The organism is Mesonia algae, assembly GCF_003253545.1.
Classification (GTDB): Bacteria; Bacteroidota; Bacteroidia; order Flavobacteriales; family Flavobacteriaceae; genus Mesonia; species Mesonia algae.
This window is the reverse complement of sequence record NZ_QKYV01000002.1, coordinates 31982-56047: the sequence shown is the minus strand read 5'-3', so window position 1 is coordinate 56047 and position 24066 is coordinate 31982. Positions and strand designations below refer to the sequence as shown.

General features: G+C 32.6%; 21 protein-coding genes. 16 read left to right on the top strand and 5 right to left on the bottom strand.

The window, feature by feature from the left end:
* The first annotated feature begins 31 nt into the window (after positions 1–31).
* From LX95_RS03455 to LX95_RS03445, 3 genes are all read left to right on the top strand, one after another.
* Positions 32–1228 carry an alanine dehydrogenase gene (locus LX95_RS03455; RefSeq protein ID WP_111540047.1) on the top strand — a complete coding sequence of 399 codons (1197 nt, stop codon included), beginning with the start codon at positions 32–34 and terminating at the stop codon, positions 1226–1228.
* A 6-nt stretch (positions 1229–1234) separates the two neighbouring features.
* On the top strand, positions 1235–1612 hold the full coding sequence (locus tag LX95_RS03450) for a DUF4258 domain-containing protein (protein ID WP_111540046.1): 378 nt from the start codon (positions 1235–1237) through the stop codon (positions 1610–1612).
* An 87-nt stretch (positions 1613–1699) separates the two neighbouring features.
* A complete protein-coding gene (locus tag LX95_RS03445) occupies positions 1700–2038 on the top strand; it encodes a hypothetical protein (RefSeq protein ID WP_111540045.1) in 339 nt (112 codons plus the stop codon).
* A gap of 43 nt (positions 2039–2081) precedes the next feature.
* Here the strand turns inward: LX95_RS03445 and LX95_RS03440 are convergent, their stop codons facing one another.
* Positions 2082–2597, bottom strand: coding sequence for a redoxin domain-containing protein (locus tag LX95_RS03440; protein ID WP_111540044.1), 516 nt, complete (start codon positions 2595–2597; stop codon positions 2082–2084).
* A 78-nt stretch (positions 2598–2675) separates the two neighbouring features.
* On the bottom strand, positions 2676–3695 hold the full coding sequence (locus LX95_RS03435) for a threonine aldolase family protein (RefSeq protein ID WP_111540043.1): 1020 nt from the start codon (positions 3693–3695) through the stop codon (positions 2676–2678).
* A 263-nt stretch (positions 3696–3958) separates the two neighbouring features.
* Here LX95_RS03435 and prfB point away from each other — a divergent pair.
* The 4 genes from prfB to LX95_RS03415 all read left to right on the top strand — a co-directional run bounded on the left by prfB (position 3959) and on the right by LX95_RS03415 (position 8675).
* Positions 3959–5060 (top strand): peptide chain release factor 2 gene (prfB, locus tag LX95_RS03430; protein ID WP_111540042.1). Its coding sequence is split into 2 segments (ribosomal slippage): positions 3959–4024 and positions 4026–5060, totalling 1101 coding nucleotides; the frame shifts between segments, so codons are not numbered across the junction.
* A gap of 106 nt (positions 5061–5166) precedes the next feature.
* Positions 5167–5508, top strand: a complete 342-nt coding sequence (arsC, locus tag LX95_RS03425) for an arsenate reductase (glutaredoxin) (RefSeq protein WP_111540041.1) — start codon at positions 5167–5169, stop codon at positions 5506–5508.
* Positions 5509–5638: 130 nt separating this feature from the next.
* A complete protein-coding gene (locus tag LX95_RS03420; RefSeq protein WP_111540040.1) occupies positions 5639–6025 on the top strand; it encodes a hypothetical protein in 387 nt (128 codons plus the stop codon).
* A 127-nt stretch (positions 6026–6152) separates the two neighbouring features.
* Positions 6153–8675: a TonB-dependent receptor domain-containing protein gene (locus tag LX95_RS03415; RefSeq protein WP_111540039.1), complete on the top strand. Its 2523-nt coding sequence runs from the start codon at positions 6153–6155 to the stop codon at positions 8673–8675.
* Positions 8676–8766: 91 nt separating this feature from the next.
* On the opposite strand, the gene LX95_RS03410 is transcribed toward LX95_RS03415, so the two are convergent.
* Positions 8767–8946, bottom strand: coding sequence for a hypothetical protein (locus LX95_RS03410; protein ID WP_111540038.1), 180 nt, complete (start codon positions 8944–8946; stop codon positions 8767–8769).
* Between the two features lie 346 nt (positions 8947–9292).
* Here LX95_RS03410 and LX95_RS03405 point away from each other — a divergent pair, with 346 nt between their 5' ends.
* Together LX95_RS03405 and fumC are read left to right on the top strand one after the other, a co-directional pair.
* Positions 9293–10003: a hypothetical protein gene (locus LX95_RS03405; RefSeq protein WP_111540037.1), complete on the top strand. Its 711-nt coding sequence runs from the start codon at positions 9293–9295 to the stop codon at positions 10001–10003.
* A gap of 151 nt (positions 10004–10154) precedes the next feature.
* Complete coding sequence (gene fumC, locus LX95_RS03400) at positions 10155–11552, top strand: class II fumarate hydratase (protein WP_111540036.1); 1398 nt, start codon at positions 10155–10157, stop codon at positions 11550–11552.
* Between the two features lie 119 nt (positions 11553–11671).
* Here the strand turns inward: fumC and LX95_RS03395 are convergent, their stop codons facing one another.
* Together LX95_RS03395 and ccsA are read right to left on the bottom strand one after the other, a co-directional pair.
* The gene (locus tag LX95_RS03395; RefSeq protein ID WP_111540035.1) at positions 11672–12751 is read right to left on the bottom strand and encodes a PAS domain-containing sensor histidine kinase; all 1080 of its coding nucleotides are present in this window, start codon (positions 12749–12751) and stop codon (positions 11672–11674) included.
* Positions 12752–13015: 264 nt separating this feature from the next.
* A complete protein-coding gene (gene ccsA, locus LX95_RS03390) occupies positions 13016–16222 on the bottom strand; it encodes a cytochrome c biogenesis protein CcsA (protein WP_245924717.1) in 3207 nt (1068 codons plus the stop codon).
* A 120-nt stretch (positions 16223–16342) separates the two neighbouring features.
* Between ccsA and LX95_RS03385 the strand changes: the two genes are divergently transcribed.
* The 7 genes from LX95_RS03385 (at position 16343) to LX95_RS03355 (ending at position 24055) form a co-directional block, all read left to right on the top strand.
* The gene (locus LX95_RS03385; protein WP_111540033.1) at positions 16343–17101 is read left to right on the top strand and encodes a Rossmann-like and DUF2520 domain-containing protein; all 759 of its coding nucleotides are present in this window, start codon (positions 16343–16345) and stop codon (positions 17099–17101) included.
* Complete coding sequence (locus tag LX95_RS03380) at positions 17085–17594, top strand: KdsC family phosphatase (protein WP_111540032.1); 510 nt, start codon at positions 17085–17087, stop codon at positions 17592–17594. Before LX95_RS03385 ends, LX95_RS03380 begins: the two co-directional genes overlap by 17 nt.
* Positions 17595–17603: 9 nt before the next feature.
* On the top strand, positions 17604–18518 hold the full coding sequence (locus tag LX95_RS03375; protein WP_111540031.1) for a geranylgeranylglycerol-phosphate geranylgeranyltransferase: 915 nt from the start codon (positions 17604–17606) through the stop codon (positions 18516–18518).
* The gene (locus LX95_RS03370) at positions 18509–19102 is read left to right on the top strand and encodes a Maf family nucleotide pyrophosphatase (protein ID WP_111540030.1); all 594 of its coding nucleotides are present in this window, start codon (positions 18509–18511) and stop codon (positions 19100–19102) included. Before LX95_RS03375 ends, LX95_RS03370 begins: the two co-directional genes overlap by 10 nt.
* 81 nt (positions 19103–19183) lie before the next feature.
* A complete protein-coding gene (locus tag LX95_RS03365) occupies positions 19184–19723 on the top strand; it encodes a mechanosensitive ion channel domain-containing protein (protein WP_111540029.1) in 540 nt (179 codons plus the stop codon).
* 58 nt (positions 19724–19781) lie between these two features.
* A complete protein-coding gene (locus LX95_RS03360; RefSeq protein WP_111540028.1) occupies positions 19782–22271 on the top strand; it encodes a PIG-L family deacetylase in 2490 nt (829 codons plus the stop codon).
* A 110-nt stretch (positions 22272–22381) separates the two neighbouring features.
* The gene (locus tag LX95_RS03355; RefSeq protein ID WP_111540027.1) at positions 22382–24055 is read left to right on the top strand and encodes a sodium:solute symporter family transporter; all 1674 of its coding nucleotides are present in this window, start codon (positions 22382–22384) and stop codon (positions 24053–24055) included.
* Positions 24056–24066 lie beyond the last annotated feature (11 nt).

Below are 24066 nucleotides of genomic sequence, written 5' to 3'. Positions count from 1 at the left end.
TTTTTCTTTCTTTATATAAACGCGAATATCTATGGGCAAGCCATCTACTCCATTCAGTCAAGCTGAATTAATTCCACAAGAGGAAACCTTAGAAATACAAAAAACAAAAGGAAAACTATATATTGGTTTACCAAAAGAAACTTCTTACCAAGAAAAAAGAGTATGCTTAACCCCAGATGCCGTTGCGGCAATTACAGCTCACGGTCATCGAGTGCTTATCGAAAGTAATGCAGGCATAGATGCTAATTTTTCAGATAAAGATTATAGCGAAGCTGGAGCTAAAATTACTAAAGATACTGCGAAAGTCTTCTCTTGTCCCATTATACTTAAGGTTGAGCCTCCATCATTTGAGGAGCTAAACCTTATGAACCCTCAAACTATTTTAATTTCTGCTCTTCAGTTAAAGACACAATGTAAAGATTACTTCCAAAAACTAGCAGAAAAACGTATTACTGCCTTAGCTTTTGAATTTATTAAAGATGAAGATGGTAGTTATCCCGCAGTAAGAGCATTAAGTGAAATTGCAGGAACAGCTTCTATTTTAATCGCTTCTGAACTTTTAGCAAACCCTTTAGGTAGCGGCCTTATGTTTGGAAATATAAGTGGTGTACCTCCAGTAGAAGTCGTTATTATTGGCGCGGGTACTGTTGGAGAGTTTGCAGGAAGATCGGCTATTGGGTTGGGAGCAAATGTAAAAGTATTTGATAATTCACTTACAAAACTAAGAAATATTCAAACCAATTTAGGCAGACCGCTCTACACTTCTACCTTGCAACCTAAAAATTTAACCAAAGCTCTTAAACGAGCAGATGTCGTAATAGGTGCTGTAAGAGGTAATGACCGCTCCCCTATTATTGTGACTGAAGATATGGTTCAATCTATGAAAAAAGGATCGGTAATCATTGATGTAAGTATCGATATGGGAGGTTGTTTTGAAACTTCAGAAGTAACCTCGCATGATGAGCCTACACAAATTAAACACAATGTAATTCATTACGGAGTACCCAATATCCCTTCAAAATACTCAAGAACCTCCTCTATTTCAATCAGTAACATATTTACTCCTTCTTTATTGCATATAGCAGAATCTGGAGGCTTAGAAAATACATTAAGATTTGATCGTGGTTTAAGAAATGGATTGTATTTTTACCACGGTATTTTAACCAACAAATCCGTAGCAGATTGGTTTAATCTCTCGTATAGAGACATTAATCTGCTTATTTTTTAAATAACTATGAAGCTAGCAGCAAGACTTGCCTACTACTCAGTGGGTTTTTTTATAGGCATTATGATTCTTATGTTTTTCCTTAGCGGAAAAAAAACCTCGTGTGATTACGGTCCAGATGCAAGAGTTCTAAAAAATATTAGAATTAAAAGCAAATCTTATGACCCTAGTGTTCTTTTATTCTTAAAAGAGAATCAATTAGATACTTCTGTAGTAAGAAATATTTTAAATTCTGGTGATGTTGATTTTTCAAATAGCAACACGACACTTGATTCTTGTAAAATTTACGTTGTTGAAGGAGAAGTAGATAATAAAAACCTAATCTTAAGAATAGAAAACTGTGAAAACCAAGCCACTATTCAGCAAATAAATTTTAAGAAAGATTAAGGTAAAAATATTTTCAAAAGTGATTAAATATTTATTCTTTTAATTATTATTGTCGATAAAATTGCAAAACAAAAAAGAGTTGTATTTATGAAAAGAGTAATAGTTGATTACAAAAAACTTACCCCTGAAATTCTAAGCTTATTGGTGGAAAAATACCCTGATGGCTACGATGACGATCACGTGATCACATTTAAAAATGCAAAGAACGAAACCATAGAAGCTGTAGAGGTAAGAACTGAAGACTCTATATACTTAGTAAAAGTAAGTACACGTTTAGAGAATACCATGGCAAATTATGAAGAGGACGATTACGATGAAGATGATTTTAATGAACCTATAGAAGAAATAAGCTCTAATGATAAAAAATTACTGAATGAAGATATAGAGGACGACGAGGAAGATGATGACGATAACGAAGAAGAATAGACAAAAAAAAGCCTTTCAAATTAATTTGAAAGGCTTTTTTATTTTATTTCTCTCCTCTTGCGGGATAATCTTTATCTAAAACAAAATCTATAGATTTTAAAAGTTCTTTTAATTTGGGTCTTGCAAATGGCATAGACTGTATAGAAGATGCATATAAGGTTTGATCTGGTCGGATTAAAAATAAAGCTGGCTCAATAAACTCGTTTGGTTCTTTATCATTTATACCTTCAGAAATATATAAATCCCATTTTCTCGCCTCTTCTATAGGCATATCGTATCCAATAGTTACATTTTCTATATCCCAGTTTTTTACTGTCTTTTCAGCAAGTTCTTTATTATTAGAACTTATAGCAATCACATTTACTCCACGTTCACTATAATCACTTATTAATCCGTTTAATTCTTCCAAATAAGACTTACAAACAGGACAATGAAGACCTCTATAAAATATGATCAAATTGAAGTTTTCTGGTTCAGTCTCTCTTAGGTTCCAATCCATCCCGTTTACGGTATTAACTACTAATTCTGGAACTTCTTGTCTTGGTTTAAAATTTTTCATGTTTTCCTTTTTTTGTAAATTTATAAAAGAAAATCTCTGCTTCTCTTAAAATACTGGTAAGGTATTGTTAAGGTTAGCTTAGTGTAAACTTTGCAAAACCTCCATAAATTCTTCGTGCATTGCTTGGGTATAATCTAAATGAGTAACTATTCTTAGCTTCCCCTCACCCATCGAACTAATGATAATACCATTATCTATTAAGTGCTTCAAGAAATCAGTTTCTTGAATCTTCTCATTTAAATAAAAGATAATTATATTCGTTTCTACTTTTTCAACTTCTTTTACGTAAGATTGTTTCTTTAAAATTTCACTTAGTTCTTGGGCACGAGTATGATCATCTGCCAATCGTTCGATATTATTTTCTAAAGCATAAAGTCCAGCGGCAGCCATAAAACCAATTTGTCGCATTCCGCCACCCAATACTTTTCTTACTCTCATAGCATTTTTCATAATTTGCTCACCTCCTATTAAAACAGATCCTAAGGGAGTGCCTAAACCTTTTGATAGACAAATAGATATAGTATCAAATACTTCTCCATATTGTTTTGGACTTTCGTTTTTCGCTACTAAAGCATTAAATAAACGTGCACCATCTAAGTGTAAGCCTAAACCATGATCATCACATACTTTTCTAATTTTTTTAATCTCTTCAAAATCGTAGCAAGCACCGCCGCCTTTATTAGTAGTATTTTCTAAACAGACTAAACTGGTTAGCGGACTGTGATAAAAATCTGGCGGATTGATAGAATCTAAAACCTGCTCGGCAGTAATCATTCCACGGTGACCATCTATAAGTTTACAAGAAACGCCACTGTTGAAGGAAACACCTCCACCTTCATAATTATATACATGGGCCCATTTATCACAAATAAGTTGTTCGCTAGGTTGAGTATGTAATTTTATGGCAGCTTGATTAGCCATACTTCCAGTAGGAAAAAACAAGGCTTTTTCTTTTCCAAATAGCTTTGCTAAACGCTCTTCTAACAAATTTACAGTTGGATCTTCTTTATATACGTCATCACCAACTTCCGCTTTCATAATAGCTTCTAACATTGCGGGAGTAGGCTTTGTAACCGTATCACTTTTTAAATCTATCATTCTATCTATATTTTTGTAAAGAAACCAAATTTACAAGAAATGATCGAAGTGTAAAGTTTTGCGCAAAGGATTATATCACATAATTGGACTCTCTTTTGCTTTTATTAAAGACTAGGAAGTGAGCTATCAAAGTCGAACCTAGTTATTGCCAAGTGTTGCATCCTCATTATAAAATAAAATTGAATAAGAAATAAATGCTTAAATCTTTTTTTTGAGTGTGCCGAACTTCTATTTTTGTTTATTAGAATAAAAAACTTCTTAAAATGACGATTACCCAAGATAACTTGAAAGACTTCGCAGAACGTGTCACCGCCCTAAAACAATATCTTTGACATAGATGCCAAACGTATTGAGATTGCTAATGAGGAAGAGAAAACCTTTGCTCCAGATTTTTGGGACAATCCTCAAGAAGCCCAAAAAATAGTTCGCGCTCTTAATCAAGAAAAAAAATGGGTAGAAGATTATGAAACTGCCCTCACCTATTATGAAGATCTAGAAGTTATTTTTGAATTCTATAAAGAAGGAGATGCTTCAGAAAGTGATTTAATTCAGCGATACGAAAAATTAAAAGACCTTTTAGAAGATTTAGAGTTTAAAAATATGCTTTCAGAAGAAGGAGATGATCTTTCTGCTGTTTTGCAAATTACTGCCGGTGCTGGAGGAACAGAGAGTTGTGATTGGGCACAAATGCTCATGAGAATGTATTTAATGTGGGCAGAAAAACAAGGTTTTAAAATTAAAGAGCTTAACTACCAAGAGGGTGATGTGGCTGGTATAAAGACCGTGACTCTAGAAATTGAAGGAGACTATGCTTTTGGTTGGTTAAAAGGAGAAAATGGTGTACATCGTTTGGTACGTATTTCTCCGTTTGATAGTAATGCAAAAAGACATACTTCATTTGCTTCCGTTTACGTATATCCGTTAGTAGATGATTCTATTGAAATTGAAATTAATCCCGCAGATATTGAAATTACCACGGCTCGTTCTAGTGGTGCTGGGGGGCAAAATGTAAATAAAGTAGAAACTAAAGTACAATTGGTACACCACCCTAGTGGTATTCATATTTCATGTTCAGAAACGCGATCTCAGCAAGATAATAGACAGCGTGCTATGCAAATGTTACGCTCTCAATTGTATGAGATTGAGCTTCAAAAACAACTTGCACAGCGGGAAGATATTGAAGCGGGTAAAATGAAAATCGAATGGGGTTCTCAAATTAGAAATTACGTTATGCATCCTTATAAATTAGTGAAAGATGTGAGAACTGCTGAAGAAACTGGAAATGTAGATGCCGTTATGGACGGAAATATAGACGCTTTCTTGAAAGCATATTTAATGATGATGGGCCAAAAAGACGAGAGTTAGCAATTAACGAAATTGAAGATTTTTCTGATTTGAAAAGTAAAAACTTTCCAAATATTTCTACTTTTTATCTTTAACTTATTAACTTTCATTCTAAAAATATAAAACTATGATTAAAATATATCACAATCCTAGATGTTCAAAATCAAGAGAAGGTCTTAAAATTTTAGAAGAATCTGGAAAAGATTTTCTCATTGTAAAATATTTAGACATTCCTATGAAAAAGGAGGAAATAAAAAAAGTATTAGAATTATTAGATATTTCTGCAGAAGAATTAATCAGAAAAAATGAGAAAGTCTGGAAAGAAAACTATAAAGGTAAAGATCTATCTGAAGAAGATATTCTAGAGGCGATGCAAGAGCATCCAAAACTCATCGAAAGACCAATTGTAGTAAATGAAAACAAAGCAATTATAGGGAGACCTCCAGAAAAAATAAAAGAGGTTATTTAACTAAGAGAAGAATAAATAAAATTTTTAAAAAGCATCAAAATTATTCATTTTGATGCTTTTTGTTCTTATACATTTAACGAGCTATTAACTGATTAAAGTATTAATTTTTATTATATTAAAATAAAAAATCATGAAAAAGCTAGTTTTTATTTTATTCATATCTTTATTTAGTTTAGGTTCAATACACCTAAATGCACAAGATTTAACACAAGGCAGACCTACATCAGAAGTCAATGAGCAAGTTGATGATGAGCTCAAATACTTAACACAAGAACTTGCACTAACCGGTAAGCAACAAAAATTAACTAAACTCAAGTTGACTGAGTTTGCCATGAAAGAGAAACAACTTATAAGGTCTAATATGACCATAGATGAAAAACAAAAACAAATTTCAGCATTAAACATTAATAAAATTAACGAGATGAGAGATATCTTAAGTGGTCCTCAGCACGATAAATATGTAAAACTTACCAAAGAAAAGAGAAAAACCAATAGGGCTGAAATGTTAGAAAAATAAAAAAATATTAGAATTATAGATAAAATCCGCTTTAGCTTAATAGAGCGGATTTTTTATTAACCAAATTTTAACAAAATGCAGTTAAACCTTGCAAAGTAAATTTGGTCTTACAACAAAAACATCCCAAATGACAATAAAACAATACCTACGTAATTTTATACCCTTAAAATTATTTATGTTCCTTTCTTTAGTAAGTTTTTCTCAAAACGATTATACCGTTTCAGGGAAAGTAGTAGATAAAGATGCTGGAATCCCTTTAGAGTATGCAACCATCACTTTTAATGATGTCACTGGTCAGTTATCTCCGCAAGGAGGTGTTACCGATTTTGACGGAAATTTTTCTATTGAAGTAAAAGAAGGTAAATACAATATTGTAGTTGAATATATTTCTTTTGAACCTAAAAAATACAATAACAGAACCATTGGTTCTAATATAAATTTAGGCACCGTTGCTCTAGGGCTTAACGCAGATAGCTTAGATGAAGTAGTGATAAGGTCTGAAACCACACAAGTAGATGTGCGCTTAGATAAAAAAATATACAATATTGGTAAAGATTTAACCACCCAAGGCGCTACTATAAGTGATGCTTTAAGTAATGTTCCTTCGGTTACCGTAGATGTAGAAGGAGCTATTAGCTTACGCGGAAATGAAAACGTAAGAATATTAATTAACGGCAAGCCTTCTGCAATGGCAGGTTTTGGCGATACCGACGTTTTTCAGCAACTTCCCGCAGATGCAATTGAACGTGTTGAGGTGATCACTTCCCCTTCCGCTCGTTATGATGCTGAAGGTACAGCCGGTATCTTAAATATTATTTTAAGAAAAGAAAAGACTCTAGGTTTAAACGGTTCGGTTTCTGCCAACTTAGGATACCCTACCAACAGCTCTATTTCGGCTAACTTAAACTTAAGAACCGATAAATTCAATATTTTTAATACTACTGGTGTTTATTATAGAAAATCTCCAGGAAACGCTTCTTTCGATAACCGTTATTATGGAGATGACATTTCTGTAGATCAATCGTTAGAAGATAGAGAATACGATCGTAGGCGTCAAGGAATTAATACCAACCTAGGAATGCAGTATTTCCTTAACGATAATTCTTCTATTACAGGTAGTGTATTTATGCGTTTTGGTGACGATAAAGACATTAGCGAAAACAATACATCTCGTTTCTTAAACAACAACTTAATCAATAAAACTACACGTACTGAAATTGAAAAAGAAGAAGATGAAAGCTACCAATATGCGTTAAATTATGAAAATAAATTTAATGATGAAGGGCATAAGCTAACTGCAGATTTTCAATATTCATATGATAATGAAGATAAACCTACCTCTATTGTAGAGAATTTCACTTTCCCTACAGAAACTTTACAAGGAGAAGATCGCATTTTTGAAAGTAAAAAAAAGAATGAATTCTTAATACAAGCAGATTATGTTCTTCCAATGGGTGATGCGCAATTTGAAGCCGGTTACCGAGGTAATTTTGAGGAAGAAGTTACTGATTATACTTTGGAGAGTTTAGATTTAGGAACAAATCAGTTTGTAATAGATTCTTTACTAACAAACAAATTTACCTATAATGAGAATGTAAATGCTGTTTATACTCAATACGGAAATAAAATAGGCAAATTCTCTTTCTTATTAGGATTACGTTTAGAACAAACACAGCTAAAAGGAAAAATAAGTTCAGAATTTGATAATCAAGAAGCTTTAGAGCAAGAACTAGGAACAGATGTAGACATTAACTTCGATAAAAATTACTTAGGTCTCTTCCCTACTGTAAACTTAATTTATGAATTAGGTGAAGAAGAAAATATCTCTTTAGGTTATAACCGAAGAATTAACCGTCCGCGTGGTTGGTACATCAATCCTTTTCCGTCAAGATCTAGTAGAACGAATATTTTTCAAGGTAACCCAGATTTAGATCCTGCCTATTCTGATGCATTTGATATTGGATATTTAAAACAATGGGATAAATTAACTTTAACTTCTTCACTATACTACCAACACGAAACTGAATCGTTTGAACGTATACAAGAAGATACAGGAAATACAACTATAGACGGAGAAAGCATTATACGTTCTATACCTATTAACCTAGCAACCAATGATCGTTTTGGAGGTGAGTTCGGTATTATCTATAACCCAGAAAAATGGTTACGTTTTAACGGAAGTTTCAATATTTTTAATTCACAAACTGAAGGTAATTTTAACGGCGTAGATTACGGTACAAATAACACCAGTTGGTTTGCTCGTTTTAGTTCTAAAATTACTTTACCTAGTGAAATACAATGGCAAACTACAGGTTTTTATAGAGGACCAAATAAAAATGCAACTACAGAAAGTGATGGTATATTTTCTATGAACCTTGCGTTTAGTAAAGATTTAATTAAAGATGTTGCTACAATTTCTCTTAACGTAAGTGATTTATTAAATTCTAGAAAAAGAAGATCTTTTACAGATAATAGAGATGGTGCTAACGATTTAAATTATTTTACTTCAGATAGTGAATTTCAGTGGAGAGAAAGACAAATTACTTTAGGTCTAATCTATAGGTTTAACCAACCTAGAAATGCGAAAAGTGGCAGAAGAGGTAATGAGGGAGGCGCAGGAATGGACGAAGGTGGAGATTTTGAAGGTTAATACCTTCAAAATTTCTCCTTAATAAATAATGAGAACAAAAAAAGGAAGCTAAAATTTAGCTTCCTTTTTTTATTTATAATATATAGAATGCTTATTTTAAAGCTTCCTTTTTCTTACGTCTTTCTTCTTTCTTTTCTTTATACATTTCTAGCAGAGAACCGCCTATCCAATAAGGAACTGCAAAAGTTAATAAAAAAATCATTAACCAAAATCCAATCGTTAGGATGGTTAAAAATGCTAAAAAGCCAAGGTACTGATCAAATTCAAACATAGTTTTTTCTTTTAACTCCGACAAAGATATAATATTCCTAGGAATTTTACCAAATCAAAATTCTATTTTATTAACTAGATATTAACCTTTTTCTACTTTTTGTTGAAAATCTCTCGTTGAGGACTTTCTAAATAACCTTTCTATTTAAAGTTTAATTACTTTTTTAAATTCTAAATAAAGACAAAAATCAACCAATCTATTCCCGTTCATTGTATTCCCCATATTTAAAAATTAGGTTTAGTTAACTGAATTAAAAGCAATTAGATCAATAAATACCTAATTATGGGTATTTCCCTTCATGAATTTTATCAATAAATTTATTTTCTATAACCTAAATTATTAAGTCATGAGAAATTTTAAATTTATTTTGATGTTTAGTATTGCTTTACTAATCACAAGTTGCGAAGAAGAAGATGATTCTTATTTAGATCCTTATACTGAAGATCCTAGTGGTCAAGATTCAGGCAATAATTCGGGTTCTACCGCTTGGGCTAAAGACTATTGGAAACGTGATAATGCAGGAACATATTTAGATTTGACTTCTTCAAGACCTGTATTTTGTGCCAATGGAGAGATCGTTGGCGGAACATATTCTCAAGTTGATTGGCATAGTACCAATGTGGGATATTTTACACTTACTAATGCTGGAGACGTAGTAAATTTTGAAATTAGAAAAAATGGAAACGGACTTATCCTTGCTCCGTACGATCCAGAAGTTCAACAAACACATGATCCTGCTAATTATTCAGTTTCAAGTAGTTTCCCCTGTAATGGAAATGATGATGGAGGTAATGAAAATGAGACTGTTGCAATTAAATTTTGGACAAATCAAGATTACAATTATGGTCATATAAGCGTAAGCTTAAATGGTGTGGGAAGTAGTCAGCTTTCGGGTTATTTTAGTGGAGGTCCAAATTGTAATTCCACAGATTATGGCGGTTACTTTTCAGGCTTAGATCCAGGAACTTACAGTTATTCTGCAAGTTGTCAAGGATATACTTGGAGTGGATCTGTAAACTTACAAGCAAGTTGTACTACTTTTCAGTTAACTTTATAATTAATTCGTAGAGTTTAAAAAACATAATTATTTAAACACATACGTAGCATAAGATTCATATCTTAAAAATGAAAACTAAATGTGAAAAGTTTTTACGCTATCCTATCGGAAATCATTAAATTTGTAGCTTCTTATAAAAAACTTACATTTCATGGAATATAGAATTGAAAAAGATACTATGGGTGAGGTAAAAGTACCTGCCGATAAACTTTGGGGTGCCCAAACCGAACGCTCAAGAAATAACTTTAAAATAGGTCCAGCTGCATCTATGCCGCTAGAAATAGTGTACGGTTTTGCTTATTTAAAGAAAGCTGCAGCTTATACGAATGAAGCTGCTGGTGTACTTTCTACAGAAAAAAGGGATTTTATTGCCAAAGCTTGTGATGAGATTTTAGAAGGTAAACATGACGATCAGTTTCCATTAGTGATTTGGCAGACAGGATCTGGTACTCAAAGTAATATGAATGTAAATGAAGTTATAGCAAATCGTGCGCATCAAATAGCAGGAAAAACTATTGGTGAAGGAGAAAAAACTCTTTTACCTAACGATGATGTTAACAAATCTCAATCTTCTAATGATACTTTCCCTACAGGAATGCATATTGCGACCTATAAGAAAATTGTAGAAGTTACTATTCCAGGAGTAAAACAGTTAAGAGATACGCTTCAAAAAAAATCTGAAGATTTTAAAAATGTAGTAAAAATAGGTCGTACTCACTTTATGGATGCTACACCTTTAACTTTAGGACAAGAATTTGGAGGTTACGTTTCTCAATTAGATCACGGTTTAAAAGCCTTAAAAGCAACACTTCCGCATTTAGCGGAATTAGCACTAGGGGGAACAGCGGTAGGAACAGGATTAAATACTCCTAAAGGATACGCGGTAAACGTTGCTAAATTTATCGCCGACTTTACAGAACTTCCTTTTACTTCTGCAGAAAATAAATTTGAAGCATTAGCGGCTCACGATGCCTTAGTTGAAAGCCACGGAGCTTTAAAGCAATTAGCTGTTTCTTTAAATAAAATAGGAAATGACATTAGAATGTTAGCTTCTGGTCCTCGTAGTGGAATTGGAGAAATTATTATTCCTGCAAACGAACCAGGATCTTCAATTATGCCAGGGAAAGTAAATCCAACACAATGTGAAGCTTTAACTATGGTTTGTGCTCAAGTAATGGGTAATGACGTAGCTATTAGCGTTGGTGGTATGCAAGGTCAATTTGAACTGAACGTATTTAAACCTGTAATGGCGGCTAATTTATTACAAAGTGCTCAGCTTATTGGGGATGCTTGTGCTTCTTTTGAAGAACACTGTGCTAACGGAATTGAACCAAATCAAGAACGTATTAATGAGTTGCTACAGAATAGCTTAATGTTGGTTACCGCTTTGAATACCAAAATTGGTTATTACAAAGCTGCTGAAATTGCAAATACTGCACATAAAAACGGTACTACTTTAAAAGAAGAAGCTGTAAATTTAGGTTATACTACTGCAGAAGAGTTTGATGATTGGGTAAAACCAGAAGATATGGTTGGTGAGATAAAATAAGTTATATATTAGATTAAATTAATTCCGCTATTGGTTATTTCCCTTAGCGGAATTTTTTTAACTCTCCCTGTATTTAGCGCATTATATAGGATTAGTTGCTAATTTCAAATCTATTTAAATTAGGTTGAAAATGTTAGAGTAAAAGTTGTTCCAACATTCAATTTACTAGAAACTTGTATTTCACCATTAAAACAGTCCATATAACTTTTAACGAGATATAGACCTATACCTTTACTTTCTTCAGAACTCTCATGACTATTCTTTAATTTGAAAATATTCTTACCTATTGTATTTTCATCAAATCCTCTACCATTATCAGAAAAGATAAGTTGGGGGATATCATTATTCAATTTCGATTTAATTGTAATAATTAATGGGTTTTTGGGGTTATTGAATTTTAATGAATTAGTAATTAAATTCAGAAAAATACTCTGCAAGTATAATTTATTAAAATTAATATAAGGTAATTCTGTAAAATCTACATCAAATTTAGCGTTTGTATTTTTTGATAATTCTTCAATAGAATTTTTGACTTTTGAAAATACTCTTGCAATATTTAGAAATTCTACATCTGTGTTAATATTTTTATTACTTTTTATAACATCTACATATTTATTCAAGGTTTTTTTTATCTCTAAATTAGCTTCATTTATATATTCAATATTTTCTCTAGTATCTTGATCGTTAACTTGAGAAAGATCTAATAATTCAAAAATAGAAATGATATTAGATACGGGTGATCTTAAATCGTGAGATACCATATACGAAAACTTTTTAAGGCTCGAATTTAAACTTGTAAGATTCTTTAAAAGATTATTACGTTCATTTTCTACTGTTTTTAAATGAGTAATATTTTTTGCGATAGCGTAAACTACATTTTCTCTATCTTCAAGAATTGAACTCCAAGATAGCCATACTGTTTCGCCACTCTTTGTAATGTATCTATTTTGAAAATTTACAAGAGGAGTGTTATTTAATAAAGACTGTAAAGATATAGTGGTAGGCAAAATATCTTCTTTATGTATAAAATATTGTATTGGTTTTTCCAACAGCTCTTCTTCGGAGTAACCAAGTAAATTTGAGAGCGCAGGATTTATTTTTTTGAAATAACCATCAAAACCAGCAACGCATATAATATCTGGACTCAAACTAAAAAAACGCTCTAAATTATATATTTCTTGAGTAGTATTTCTAATCATTTAAAGTATATCATAAATCTAATTTATACTTGAAAGATATATAAAAAGTTGAAAATCATATATCTATTACGAAAATATATTGAGTTTTCTTCATAAAATTTTAAAAAATTTTACTTAATCGATAATTTTAGTTTTTTATCTGATCCTTATGTTTCCTATTCTCGTTTTAAATTACATTATAGTGTTAATTTCACTAAAGTTTTATCACAAAAAAAAGCTAAGTAAATTATACTTAGCTTTTTAATTTATTAAAAATTCTTTTGTTTATTTTTTATAAAACTGCTTATACTTTCTATGTGCTAAAAACCCTAATATTATCCAAGCTACAAAAGCACCTATAATAAACTGGTAGCTAATAATTTGATCACCACTTGCATAAGAATGTAAGCCCGTAAGGTAAAAATTCACTCCAAAATAAGTCATTAATATAGAAGCAAAGGCTATAATCGCTGCCCAGTTAAAGGCAAATCTTCCGCGTAAGCCTGGCACTAATCTCATATGAATAACAAAAGCATATACCATTATACTAATTAAAGCCCACGTTTCTTTGGGGTCCCAACCCCAATATCTTCCCCAACTTTCGTTAGCCCATTGTCCTCCTAAGAAGTTACCTATGGTTAACATAACTAAACCTACCGTTAAAGCCAGCTCAGTAATAATGGTTAATTCTTGAATATTAATACTCATTTTCTTTTTATTCTTTTCTGTAGTAAGAATCATAAGAATAAGAGAAACTAAGCCTAAAATCATTCCTAAAGTAAACGGACCATAACTAGCTACGATAACTGCTACGTGAATCATTAACCAATACGAGTCTAATACAGGTACTAAATTGGCTATAGAAGGATCCATCCAGTTCCAATGAGCTATCATAAGGATCATTGCGGTAACAAAAGCGGTTGAAGCGGTAGTGAAATCACTTTTTCTACCAAATGCTAAACCAAAAAACATCGTGGCCCAAGCTACGTAAATCATACTTTCGTAGGCATCACTCCAAGGAGCGTGACCAGAGATATACCATCGAGCAATTAAACCTGCTGTATGAACGAAAAATAATATTAGAATAGCTATTTGAAAAACTTTAATGGTAGTTCGTATAGTTTTATTGTCTTTAAAAATTTGTATAATAACAAAGATGAACATTAATAAACCTGCTGCCATATATTGCCAGAACAAGTTTTTAAACACATCATATTTATTATATAATATTTCGGTATCTATTTTCTCTTGAGAAGGCATTACTTCTTCTCCGTACTTTTTTTGAAAACCTTCAATACTATTTAAAACATCATTAGCTTTAGAATAATCACCACTACTGCGAGCCATTCTTAAGGTTTGCATATAAAGTGGCAATACATTTACTGTATATAATGAATCTACTCCTTTAAATTTACCTTCAGCTTTGATAGCTTCTGGGTATGAAACCCACTTATTATTTTCTGCATTGGGAATAGGAAAAATCTTTAATACTTTTCCTTCCAAGGCATTGTAAAGTAAATTTACTTTTTCATCGGCAGAAATGAAATCTTTTTGAAATTGATTCTTCACTTCTGTTCTGTAAGCTTCTTCTAAAAAAGGAGATAGTTTATAATTACCTTGATTATCAAAAAACTGTGCTAACGGAATATGCTTTTCCCCTTCTTTTGCCCCGATAACGTGATGTAAACTATCATTTTTAGCTTTTACATAGATTAACGGAACATTATACCATAGAGAAGGATTTTCTGTCATAGAAATCAAGACCTGATCACTATTTAATCCTTCATAATGATCACTTTTACTTAATTTTCTAATCAACTCTGAAGAATAGGTATTTGCAGGTTTCATTCTACCTCCTGCATCTTGAATAATTATTCTACCAAATTTTGAAGCATGTTCCTTATCGATTGCCGTAGCCTGTAATGTAGAATCTACTTGTGCTTTAGGCATAATCATAGAACTACTTGAATGCTCATGATCTACATCTCCTGCTTCGTGGTTATGACCTTCGTGATTATCTTGAGCGAAACCTGAAATACTAAATAACAGCGCTGCTATAATTCCTAATGAAGCTTTTTTAGCTTTTAATTTATCCAATCTTTTGGTTAACTCTCCAAAACGAGATCCTCTTTCAAATAAGATAATCATCATCCCTATGTACAACAAAAAGTAACCTATATAAGTAATCCAGGTACCCCACCAATCATGGTTAACAGATAGAACGGTTCCTTTTTCATCGGCGTCAAAAGAAGCTTGAAAAAATCGGTATCCTCTATGATCCAATACATGGTTCATATAAATTTCGTGCTTGGTCACTTCTCCTCCATCAATTAAGTCTACTTTACTTTTAAATGAAGAATAGCTTGGCATAGGATTATCTTCAGTACCAGGATATTTTTCAGCAATAAAATCATTCACTTTTATCGAAAATGGAAGCTCATATTCTTTACTTCCGTAGCGAGAATATATTTCTAATCCGCCTACATTTACTTGCTTATAGTCATTTACATAACCTTTTGCACCCAACATTTTTACTTGCTTAGTTTCACCATTGCTGGTAATATTTACTACTACCCCATCTGGTTGTCCTTGTTCTTTTTCCTCGGAAGCAATTAGATCATATTTTCCTTTTACTGGAGGGTCTGGAAAAACAAATTGCATTCCTGCCATATTATATAAAGAGCGCATCATTAAGGGTTGCACCGTATCTGCCACCACTTCTCCCTTTTTTTGATCGGCCATACGCATATAATCTCCTTCAAATGGGGACGAAATTGTATATCCTTCTTCTGAAAGATTAATATTTATAGCTCCTTCAGTTGGTTTATTGTATGCAAATAATATATTATGAATTGAGGTAACTTCGTTCTCTTCTAAGTAATGATCGTGTCTATTTCCGCCACCGGCTTCAACTATTTTAAAATAGTTTTTACCATCTTCAGTTTCAACTAATCCTTCTTCCGCTCCAGCGATAAAATCTACCACTTCAAAAGTTACTTCTTGACCTTTAAAATCGGTGCTAAGCGTTTTATTATTATCAATTTTAGGCGCCAAATTTAAAGGCAATGCCTGGGATCTTCTTAAAGGTTCCCCATTTACCTCTCCGTCTATTAATATAGAAAGGTAAGTTTTTTCAGATAACATAATATTAGAAGTTTCTCCTTCTCTAATTGGCATAATTCCTTCATATCCAATATATCGTGTAACTCCTGCACCAATAATTATCAGTAAAAAAGACAAGTGTAAGATTAATGTATTTAGCTTTTCTTTTCTTAATAACCTATACCTTTTAATGTTACCTAAAAAATTTAAAGCAAATAAAATCATAATAGCTTCAAACCACCAAGCATTATAAATCCACGCTCTGGCGGTAGCTGTACTGTAAGAATTTTCTACAAAAGTCCCGATTGCCATAGCTACAGCAAAACTAATAAACAACATAGCCATTGTACGGGTTGAAAAAAGAATTTGGGTAATCTTCTTTTGAAACATAAGGGCGATTTTATAAACGCTGCAAATTTACCCATTTTTGTGGGATATACTTCTTATTTTAGCGGTAAAATATGGAGTTATTAGTTAAAATTAACCGACTCATTTTTTAAGTAATTTGATATGATTAAAGTTTCTATTATAGGTTCGGGAAATGTAGCTACACATTTTTATAAGGCTTTCGCGGAAAGTGATACTGTAAAGGTTATTCAGGTTTACGCACGCAATGATAAAAATCTTAAACATTTTAAGGGTAAGACCAATACCTGTAGTCGTTTAGAGGATTTAGAAGAAGTAGATGTTCTCATTATTGCTATTAAAGACGATGCCGTTAATGGAATAATAGAAAAATTAAAAAACCGAAAAGAGGTTATTGCACATACTTCTGGGAGTGTGCCCATGTCTAATTTGGCATCTAAAAATGGGGTTTTTTATCCTTTGCAAACTTTTTCTAAAGATACCGCAGTAGATTTTGAGACTATTCCATTATGTTTAGAAGCTTCCGATAAGGAAAGTTATACTGTACTGGAGAAGCTTGCTTCAACAATTTCTGATAAAGTGTTTCCAATTTCAAGTGAGCAACGAAAATCGCTACATCTCTCCGCTGTATTTGTTTGTAATTTCACCAATCACTTATATCAAATAGGAGAAGAATTATGTAAACAAAATGAAGTACCATTTGAAATTTTACACGCTCTAATTACCGAAACTTCCAGAAAAGCTACAGAAAACTCTCCAAAAGATGTGCAAACAGGACCTGCTATTAGAAACGATGAAAAAACTCTGGCTTCACATTTAAATCAGTTAACCAACGAAAAATATTCAGAAATTTATAAATTGCTCACCCAATCGATACAAACCACTTATGGAAAGAAATTATAAAGAAATTCTCAATGATATTACCACTTTTGTTTTTGATGTAGACGGCGTACTTACAGACGGTACAGTACACGTTTCTGTAGAAGGAGAATTATTACGTAGCATGAATATTAAAGATGGTTACGCGCTAAAAAAAGCCGTATCTAGCGGTTATAAGATTTGTATCATTTCTGGCGGTAAAAATGAAGCGGTGAGAAAACGTTTAAGCGGATTAGGAATTACAGAAATTCACTTAGGTGTAGAAGATAAAGTAACGTGTTTAAATCAGTTTTTTAAAACTCACCATATTGATGCTAAAAATGTAGCCTATATGGGAGATGACATTCCAGACCTCTACCCTATGAGGATTATAGGATTGCCTACATGTCCACAAGATGCTGCACCAGAAGTTAAAGCTATCTCTAAATACATTTCTCATAAAGATGGCGGTAAAGGTTCTGCTCGTGACCTTATCGAACAAGTATTAAAAGTTCAGGGTAAATGGCTTAACGACTAATTTATATCTATGAAGAAATATTTACAACTGGTTCGCTTTCCTAACTTATTAATGATTATTGCTACACAACTAGTCATTAAATATTGCTTTTTTGAACCCTTTGCTGTAGAAATTACACTCAACGGCTTTGGTTATTCTTTATTAATCATAGCTACGGTATGTCTGGCTGCTGCCGGGAATATTATAAATGATATCAACGACGTTCAAGCCGATTCTATTAATAAACCCAACAGAGTGATTATAGGTAAGCATCTTTCTGAAAAGAAAGCTTATAATTTATTTATTGGATTAAACGTAATTGGAGTTTTATTAGGTTTCTACCTTTCTAATATGATTGGCAGACCTATTTTTAGTGGTATCTTTATAATGGTATCTGGAATCTTATATTTATATGCAACTTCTTTAAAATCATATCTAGTCGTAGGTAATATTATCATTAGCGCACTGGTCGCTTTAGTGATTATTCTTCCTGCGCTTTACGATTTACTACCTGCAATTACACCTCAAAACCAAGCCACACAACGAACCTTTTTCTCCATTATATTAGATTATGCCATTTTTGCTTTTCTTATTAATTGGCTAAGAGAGATGGTAAAAGACCAACAAGATATTCAAGGGGATCATAAAGCAGGAGTAAATACTCTTCCCATTTCTTTGGGACAAGAAAGAACAAATAAGCTCATTTTTGTTATAAGTATTTTACCTCTGGTAGCTATTCTATATTACATTTATGCTTATTTATACAATAATATATATGCACTTGTATATGCTGTTCTTTTTGTATTAGCACCTCTATTGTGGTTTATGTTTAAAATTATTTCTACGAAACATAAAAAAGAATTTAGTACTTTAAACGGATTATTAAAACTGATATTAATTTTCGGAATTATATCTATAGCCTTATATCCCTTTTTATGGAAGTAAACCCTTTAAAAGAGAAGTTAAAAAATAAGAATTTAATTTTAGCTTCAGGTTCTCCTAGGAGAAAACAAATTTTAGAAGAATTAGGTCTTTCTTTTTCGGTAGAAATTAGAAAAGTTATTGAAACCTACCCTAGCCATCTTAGTACTCCAGAGGTTGCCTTATATTTAGCAGAATTAAAAGCTGAACCTTTCAAAAATGATTTAGGCGAAGACGACATCCTAATTACAGGAGATACTATTGTATGTTTTGAAGGTGAGGTTTTAGGAAAACCTAGAGATCGTAAAGAGGCATATGAGATGATAAGTACTCTGTCTAATAATAAACACGATGTGATTTCTTCGGTCTGTTTAAAATCTAAAAATAAAACAGCTGTATTTAAAGATTATACCACGGTTTACTTTAAAGAGCTCACCAAATTAGAAATTGATTATTACCTGGATTATTACCAACCTTTCGATAAAGCTGGCGCCTACGGCATACAAGAATGGATAGGACAAATAGGAATCAACAAAATTGAAGGTTCTTATTATACAGTTATGGGCATGCCTATTCATCTTCTCTATGAAAACCTCATGAAATTTTAGAGGAAATTAACTAAGTTTTACGTTTTTAAAAATCACAAATTGAATGCGATTTATGTAATTTTGCACATAAATTAAGAACTTATGCGTGATTTTATTTTAAATCATTCTTCAGATAGTATTTATACCCTGGGCGTAATTATTGGTCTTTTACTAATTCGGCTTATTTTAACTACAACAGCTAATAAAGTAGGTAAAAGACAGGGTATTAATTTAGCACGGGTAAGACTTATGGTAAGATACATTAATTTTTTAATGGTCTTTATCGCTACTTTTTTATTAATGTTTGTTTGGGGTGTTAAAGCCGAACAATTATCGCTTGTTTTCTCATCAGTATTTGCAGTAATTGGGATTGGTTTATTTGCTGTATGGTCTATTTTGAGTAACATCACTTCTGGTGTGATTATGTTTTTCTCTTTTCCTTATAAAATTGGGGACGAGATAAAAATACATGATAAAGATGCTCCGTTAGAAGGTATTATTGAAGATATTAAAGCTTTTCATCTTTACTTAAGAACACACGAAGGAGAATTAATCACTTACCCAAACAATTTGGTATTACAAAAAGCCATCTCATTAGTTAAAAAAGATGCTTTTGTAGATGATGGGTCAGATTCTTTATAACATTAACTTTTTGATGATTTGAAAGTTCTTATATTTGGGAGCACCCAAATTTATCCCAATGAAAAAACACTATTTAGTTCTACTCGTTCTATTAGGTAGTTATAATTTATTCGCACAACAACCATCTCAACTCAACAGTTCTCAAATCTATCAGCAGCTAGAAAAATTAGATTTTCTAGGTTCCGTTTTATATGTAGCAGCGCATCCCGATGATGAAAACACCAAACTCATCTCTTATTTTTCTAATCAAATACATGCTAATACTGCTTACTTATCGCTTACTCGTGGTGACGGAGGACAAAATCTAATTGGCTCTGAGCTAAGAGAAAAACTCGGACTTATACGAACTCAAGAATTATTAGCGGCAAGGAAGATTGATGGCGGTCAACAATTTTTTTCTCGTGCCAACGATTTTGGATATTCTAAAACCCCACAAGAGACTTTAGAAATTTGGAATAAAGAAGAGGTTTTAAAAGATGTGGTAAAAACCATTCGCAAATTTCAACCCGATGTAATTATCAACCGCTTTGATCATCGTACTGAAGGAAACACCCACGGGCATCACACTTCTTCGGCTAGATTGAGTTTAGAAGCTTTTGATAAAGCAGCCGATGATAATTTTGCTTCCGCGGAAGCGAAAACCTTAGGTACTTGGCAACCACAAAGATTATTTTTTAATACTTCATGGTGGTTTTACGGCAGCCAAGAAAAATTTGAACAAGCAGATAAATCTAAAATGTTAGCCATAGACGCTGGGGTTTACAACCCACTTATCGGAACTTCAAATAGTGAAATCGCATCCCATAGTAGAAGTCAGCATAAATCTCAAGGTTTCGGGAATACCCCTGTAAGAGGTGAACAATTGGAATATATTGAACTTATAAAAGGAAAAAAACCTACAAATAATGATGTTTTTGAAGGTATTAATACCACATGGAGCCGTATAAAAGGCGGAGAAAAGATTGGAAAATTGGTAGCCAAAATTAAGAAAGAATATGATTTTACTGCGCCTTCAAAAAGTTTAAAGGATCTAATAAAGGTTTACCAACTCATTGAAAAATTAGACGATGATCATTGGAGAACTATTAAATTAGAAGAAACTAAAAACCTAATTGCTGCCTGTGCGGGATTGTATTTAGAAGCTGTAACTCAATCGGCTTTAACTACGCCAGGAGAAACTATTTCTTTACAAATAGAAGCCACACAAAGAGAAGCAAATGGAGTATTAAAAGAAATATCGATTAGTAACTCTAACTTTAAAAAGAAGTTCACAACAACTTTAAACTCCAATCAGCGTATTTCTTTAACAGAGAAGTTTACAATTCCTACAACAACTCCTTATACGAATCCTTACTGGTTAGAAAAACCGAGTGAATTAGGCATGTACGAGGTAAGTAACAAAGCGTATATTGGTTTACCAGAAACGCCGTCTACTTTAAAAGCTAATTTTGTTTTAGAAATTGAAGGCCAAAGACTTAATTTTGAAAAAGAATTAGTCTATAAATACAATGACCCGGTGGAGGGTGAAGTATATGAACCTTTTCAAATAGTTCCTGCTATTTCAGTAAAAATGGGAAAACCCATTCTTATTTTCGGGAATGAAAATTCTAAAGTTTTACCGATTACCATCAAATCTTTTTCTAATAACATTTCTGGTCAATTAAAATTAAATGTTCCAAAGAAGTGGAAGATTGATTACACTCAAGAAGACATACGATTCAGTAAAAAAGGAGAAGAAAAATTAATTTATATTACGGTCACTCCTCCACATAAAGGCTCAGAAGCTCAATTAGAAGCTCGTTTTATCACATCAGAAAAAGAATACGATCAACACGTGGTAGAAATAGATTACGAGCATATCCCAAAGCAAATTTTATTAGAAGCTGCTACGGCAAAACTTATTGCGTTAGACATTAAAAAGAAAGGAGATAAAATTGCTTATATAGAAGGTGCAGGAGATGTTGTTCCAGAGAGTTTGAGAGAAATTGGTTACCAAGTCACTATTTTACAACCCAAACAAATTACTCTAAAAAAGTTAAATGAATTTGACGCTGTGGTGATAGGCATTAGAGCTTATAATACGGTTAACGATTTAGCTTTTAAACAATCTATTTTATTTGAATATGTAAATCAAGGCGGTAATATGATCGTGCAATATAATACCAATCGTGGATTGATCACCGAGAATTTAGCACCCTACGCTCTTCACGTTTCTAGAGATCGTGTTACCGATGAATTTTCTGAGGTAAAATTTTTAGCAAAAAAACACCCTATTCTCAACTCACCCAACCAAATTACATCAAGTGATTTTGAAAACTGGGTACAAGAACGCGGATTGTATTTTCCTAACGAATGGGATAAAGAACACTTTACCCCTATTTTATCTTTGAAAGAAAAAGGAGAATCTTGGATGGACGGAAGCTTATTAGTTGCTTCTTACGGAAAAGGAAATTATATCTATACAGGACTTAGTTTTTTTAGAGAATTTCCCGCAGGTGTGTCAGGTTCTTACCGTTTATTTGCCAATTTAATTTCATTAGGGAAATAATGGAAAAACCCGAAAAATATACCTGGAAAAAAAGCTACACTCTACTATTAGTAATGAATGTAGTCTATATTCTCTTTTTTTATATCCTTATGAAATTCTTTCAATAAGCCATGCATTATATTGATCTCATTATTTTATTTTCAACCTTGGCGTTTATTGTCATCTATGGTTATTATCATTCTCGCGGCAGCAAAAACGTAAGCGATTATTTAAAAGGAGGTAACGAAGCACGTTGGTGGACGATTGGTTTATCGGTTATGGCAACACAAGCCAGTGCAATTACCTTTTTATCTACTCCAGGACAAGCATTTCATAGTGGGATGGGTTTTGTGCAATTTTATATTGGTGTTCCTATTGCGATGATTGTCATTTGCATGGTTTTTATTCCTATTTATCATCGTTTAAAAGTATATACTGCTTATGAGTATTTAGAAACTCGTTTCGATTTAAAGACCAGAACTCTTACGGCATTACTGTTTTTAGTTCAGCGAGGTTTGGCTGCAGGAATAACCATTTTTGCTCCTTCTATAGTACTTTCAGCAGTACTGGGTTGGGATTTATTTACTCTTAATATCCTTATCGGAATTTTAGTAATTATCTACACCGTATCTGGAGGAACCAAAGCGGTAAGCGTTACTCAAAAACAACAAATGGCGATTATCTTCACCGGAATGTTTATCGCTTTTTTTCTAGTCCTTAAATATTTACCAGAAGAAGTTACGTTCACTAAAGCATTAGATATTGCTGGCGCTAGTGGAAGAATGGAAATTTTAGACTTTTCTTTTGATTTTGAAAATAGATATACCATTTGGAGCGGACTCATTGGTGGAACTTTTTTAGCCCTCTCCTACTTTGGCACAGATCAAAGCCAGGTGCAACGATACCTTTCGGCTAAGAGTTTAAAGCAAAGTCAGATGGGTTTAATTTTTAATGGATTGTTAAAAGTTCCGATGCAATTTTTTATTCTTTTGGTAGGGATTATGGTCTTTGTGTTTTATCAATACAACCCTTCTCCGCTTAATTTTAATCCTGTTTCCACGCAAGTGATTGAAAATTCTGCTTATCAAGAAGAATATCATGAATTACAGGAGGAGCTAAATCAGCTTCAGCTAAAAAAAGCAGAAAAATCGACTGCATTTGTAGCTCTATCTAATACGCAAGAGATTGATATCGCTAAAGCGGAATTAAATGAATTACAAGAGCAAGAATTTCAACTTCGAGAAGAAGCAAGTGTTTTAATTAAACAAGCAGATGAGACCATACAAACCAACGATAAAGATTATGTCTTTATTCATTTTATACTAAATCATTTACCAATTGGGCTAATTGGATTGTTATTGGCTGTGATATTATCGGCAGCAATGTCTTCTACTGCTTCAGAGTTAAATTCATTAGCTTCTACTACGGTTATAGACTTGTATAAAAGAAACGTCAAATCAGAAAAATCTGACCAGCATTACTTAAATGCATCGAGAGTTTTCACTTTGATCTGGGGAATTTTCGCCATCATTATCGCTTGTACGGCAAACCTATTTGACAATTTAATACAGCTTGTTAATATTATTGGCTCTATTTTCTACGGAAATGTATTAGGAATATTTTTACTTGCTTTCTTCGTAAAATATGTAAAAAGCAATGCTACATTTATAGCGGCAATAATTACACAAGTAATTGTAATTATAGGTTGGTGGAACGATTGGATGCCTTATTTATGGCTCAACCTATTTGGTTGTGCTTTGGTAATGGGAATTGCGATGATACTTCAACTTTTTGACAAAAAATAAGGAAGTAAAAA

Bases quoted from the DNA above. Each gene is read 5' to 3' on its own strand.
- ccsA (WP_245924717.1), bottom strand. From the start codon at position 16,222: ATGTTTCAAAAGAAGATTACCCAAATTCTTTTTTCAACCCGTACAATG.
- LX95_RS03420 (WP_111540040.1), top strand. From the start codon at position 5,639: ATGAAAAAGCTAGTTTTTATTTTATTCATATCTTTATTTAGTTTAGGT.
- LX95_RS03380 (WP_111540032.1), top strand. From the start codon at position 17,085: ATGGAAAGAAATTATAAAGAAATTCTCAATGATATTACCACTTTTGTT.
- LX95_RS03360 (WP_111540028.1), top strand. From the start codon at position 19,782: ATGAAAAAACACTATTTAGTTCTACTCGTTCTATTAGGTAGTTATAAT.
- LX95_RS03450 (WP_111540046.1), top strand. From the start codon at position 1,235: ATGAAGCTAGCAGCAAGACTTGCCTACTACTCAGTGGGTTTTTTTATA.
- LX95_RS03455 (WP_111540047.1), top strand. From the start codon at position 32: ATGGGCAAGCCATCTACTCCATTCAGTCAAGCTGAATTAATTCCACAA.
- LX95_RS03355 (WP_111540027.1), top strand. From the start codon at position 22,382: ATGCATTATATTGATCTCATTATTTTATTTTCAACCTTGGCGTTTATT.
- LX95_RS03410 (WP_111540038.1), bottom strand. From the start codon at position 8,946: ATGTTTGAATTTGATCAGTACCTTGGCTTTTTAGCATTTTTAACCATC.
- LX95_RS03440 (WP_111540044.1), bottom strand. From the start codon at position 2,597: ATGAAAAATTTTAAACCAAGACAAGAAGTTCCAGAATTAGTAGTTAAT.
- fumC (WP_111540036.1), top strand. From the start codon at position 10,155: ATGGAATATAGAATTGAAAAAGATACTATGGGTGAGGTAAAAGTACCT.
- LX95_RS03375 (WP_111540031.1), top strand. From the start codon at position 17,604: ATGAAGAAATATTTACAACTGGTTCGCTTTCCTAACTTATTAATGATT.
- LX95_RS03385 (WP_111540033.1), top strand. From the start codon at position 16,343: ATGATTAAAGTTTCTATTATAGGTTCGGGAAATGTAGCTACACATTTT.
- LX95_RS03415 (WP_111540039.1), top strand. From the start codon at position 6,153: ATGACAATAAAACAATACCTACGTAATTTTATACCCTTAAAATTATTT.
- arsC (WP_111540041.1), top strand. From the start codon at position 5,167: ATGATTAAAATATATCACAATCCTAGATGTTCAAAATCAAGAGAAGGT.
- LX95_RS03435 (WP_111540043.1), bottom strand. From the start codon at position 3,695: ATGATAGATTTAAAAAGTGATACGGTTACAAAGCCTACTCCCGCAATG.
- LX95_RS03445 (WP_111540045.1), top strand. From the start codon at position 1,700: ATGAAAAGAGTAATAGTTGATTACAAAAAACTTACCCCTGAAATTCTA.
- LX95_RS03365 (WP_111540029.1), top strand. From the start codon at position 19,184: ATGCGTGATTTTATTTTAAATCATTCTTCAGATAGTATTTATACCCTG.
- LX95_RS03405 (WP_111540037.1), top strand. From the start codon at position 9,293: ATGAGAAATTTTAAATTTATTTTGATGTTTAGTATTGCTTTACTAATC.
- LX95_RS03370 (WP_111540030.1), top strand. From the start codon at position 18,509: ATGGAAGTAAACCCTTTAAAAGAGAAGTTAAAAAATAAGAATTTAATT.
- LX95_RS03395 (WP_111540035.1), bottom strand. From the start codon at position 12,751: ATGATTAGAAATACTACTCAAGAAATATATAATTTAGAGCGTTTTTTT.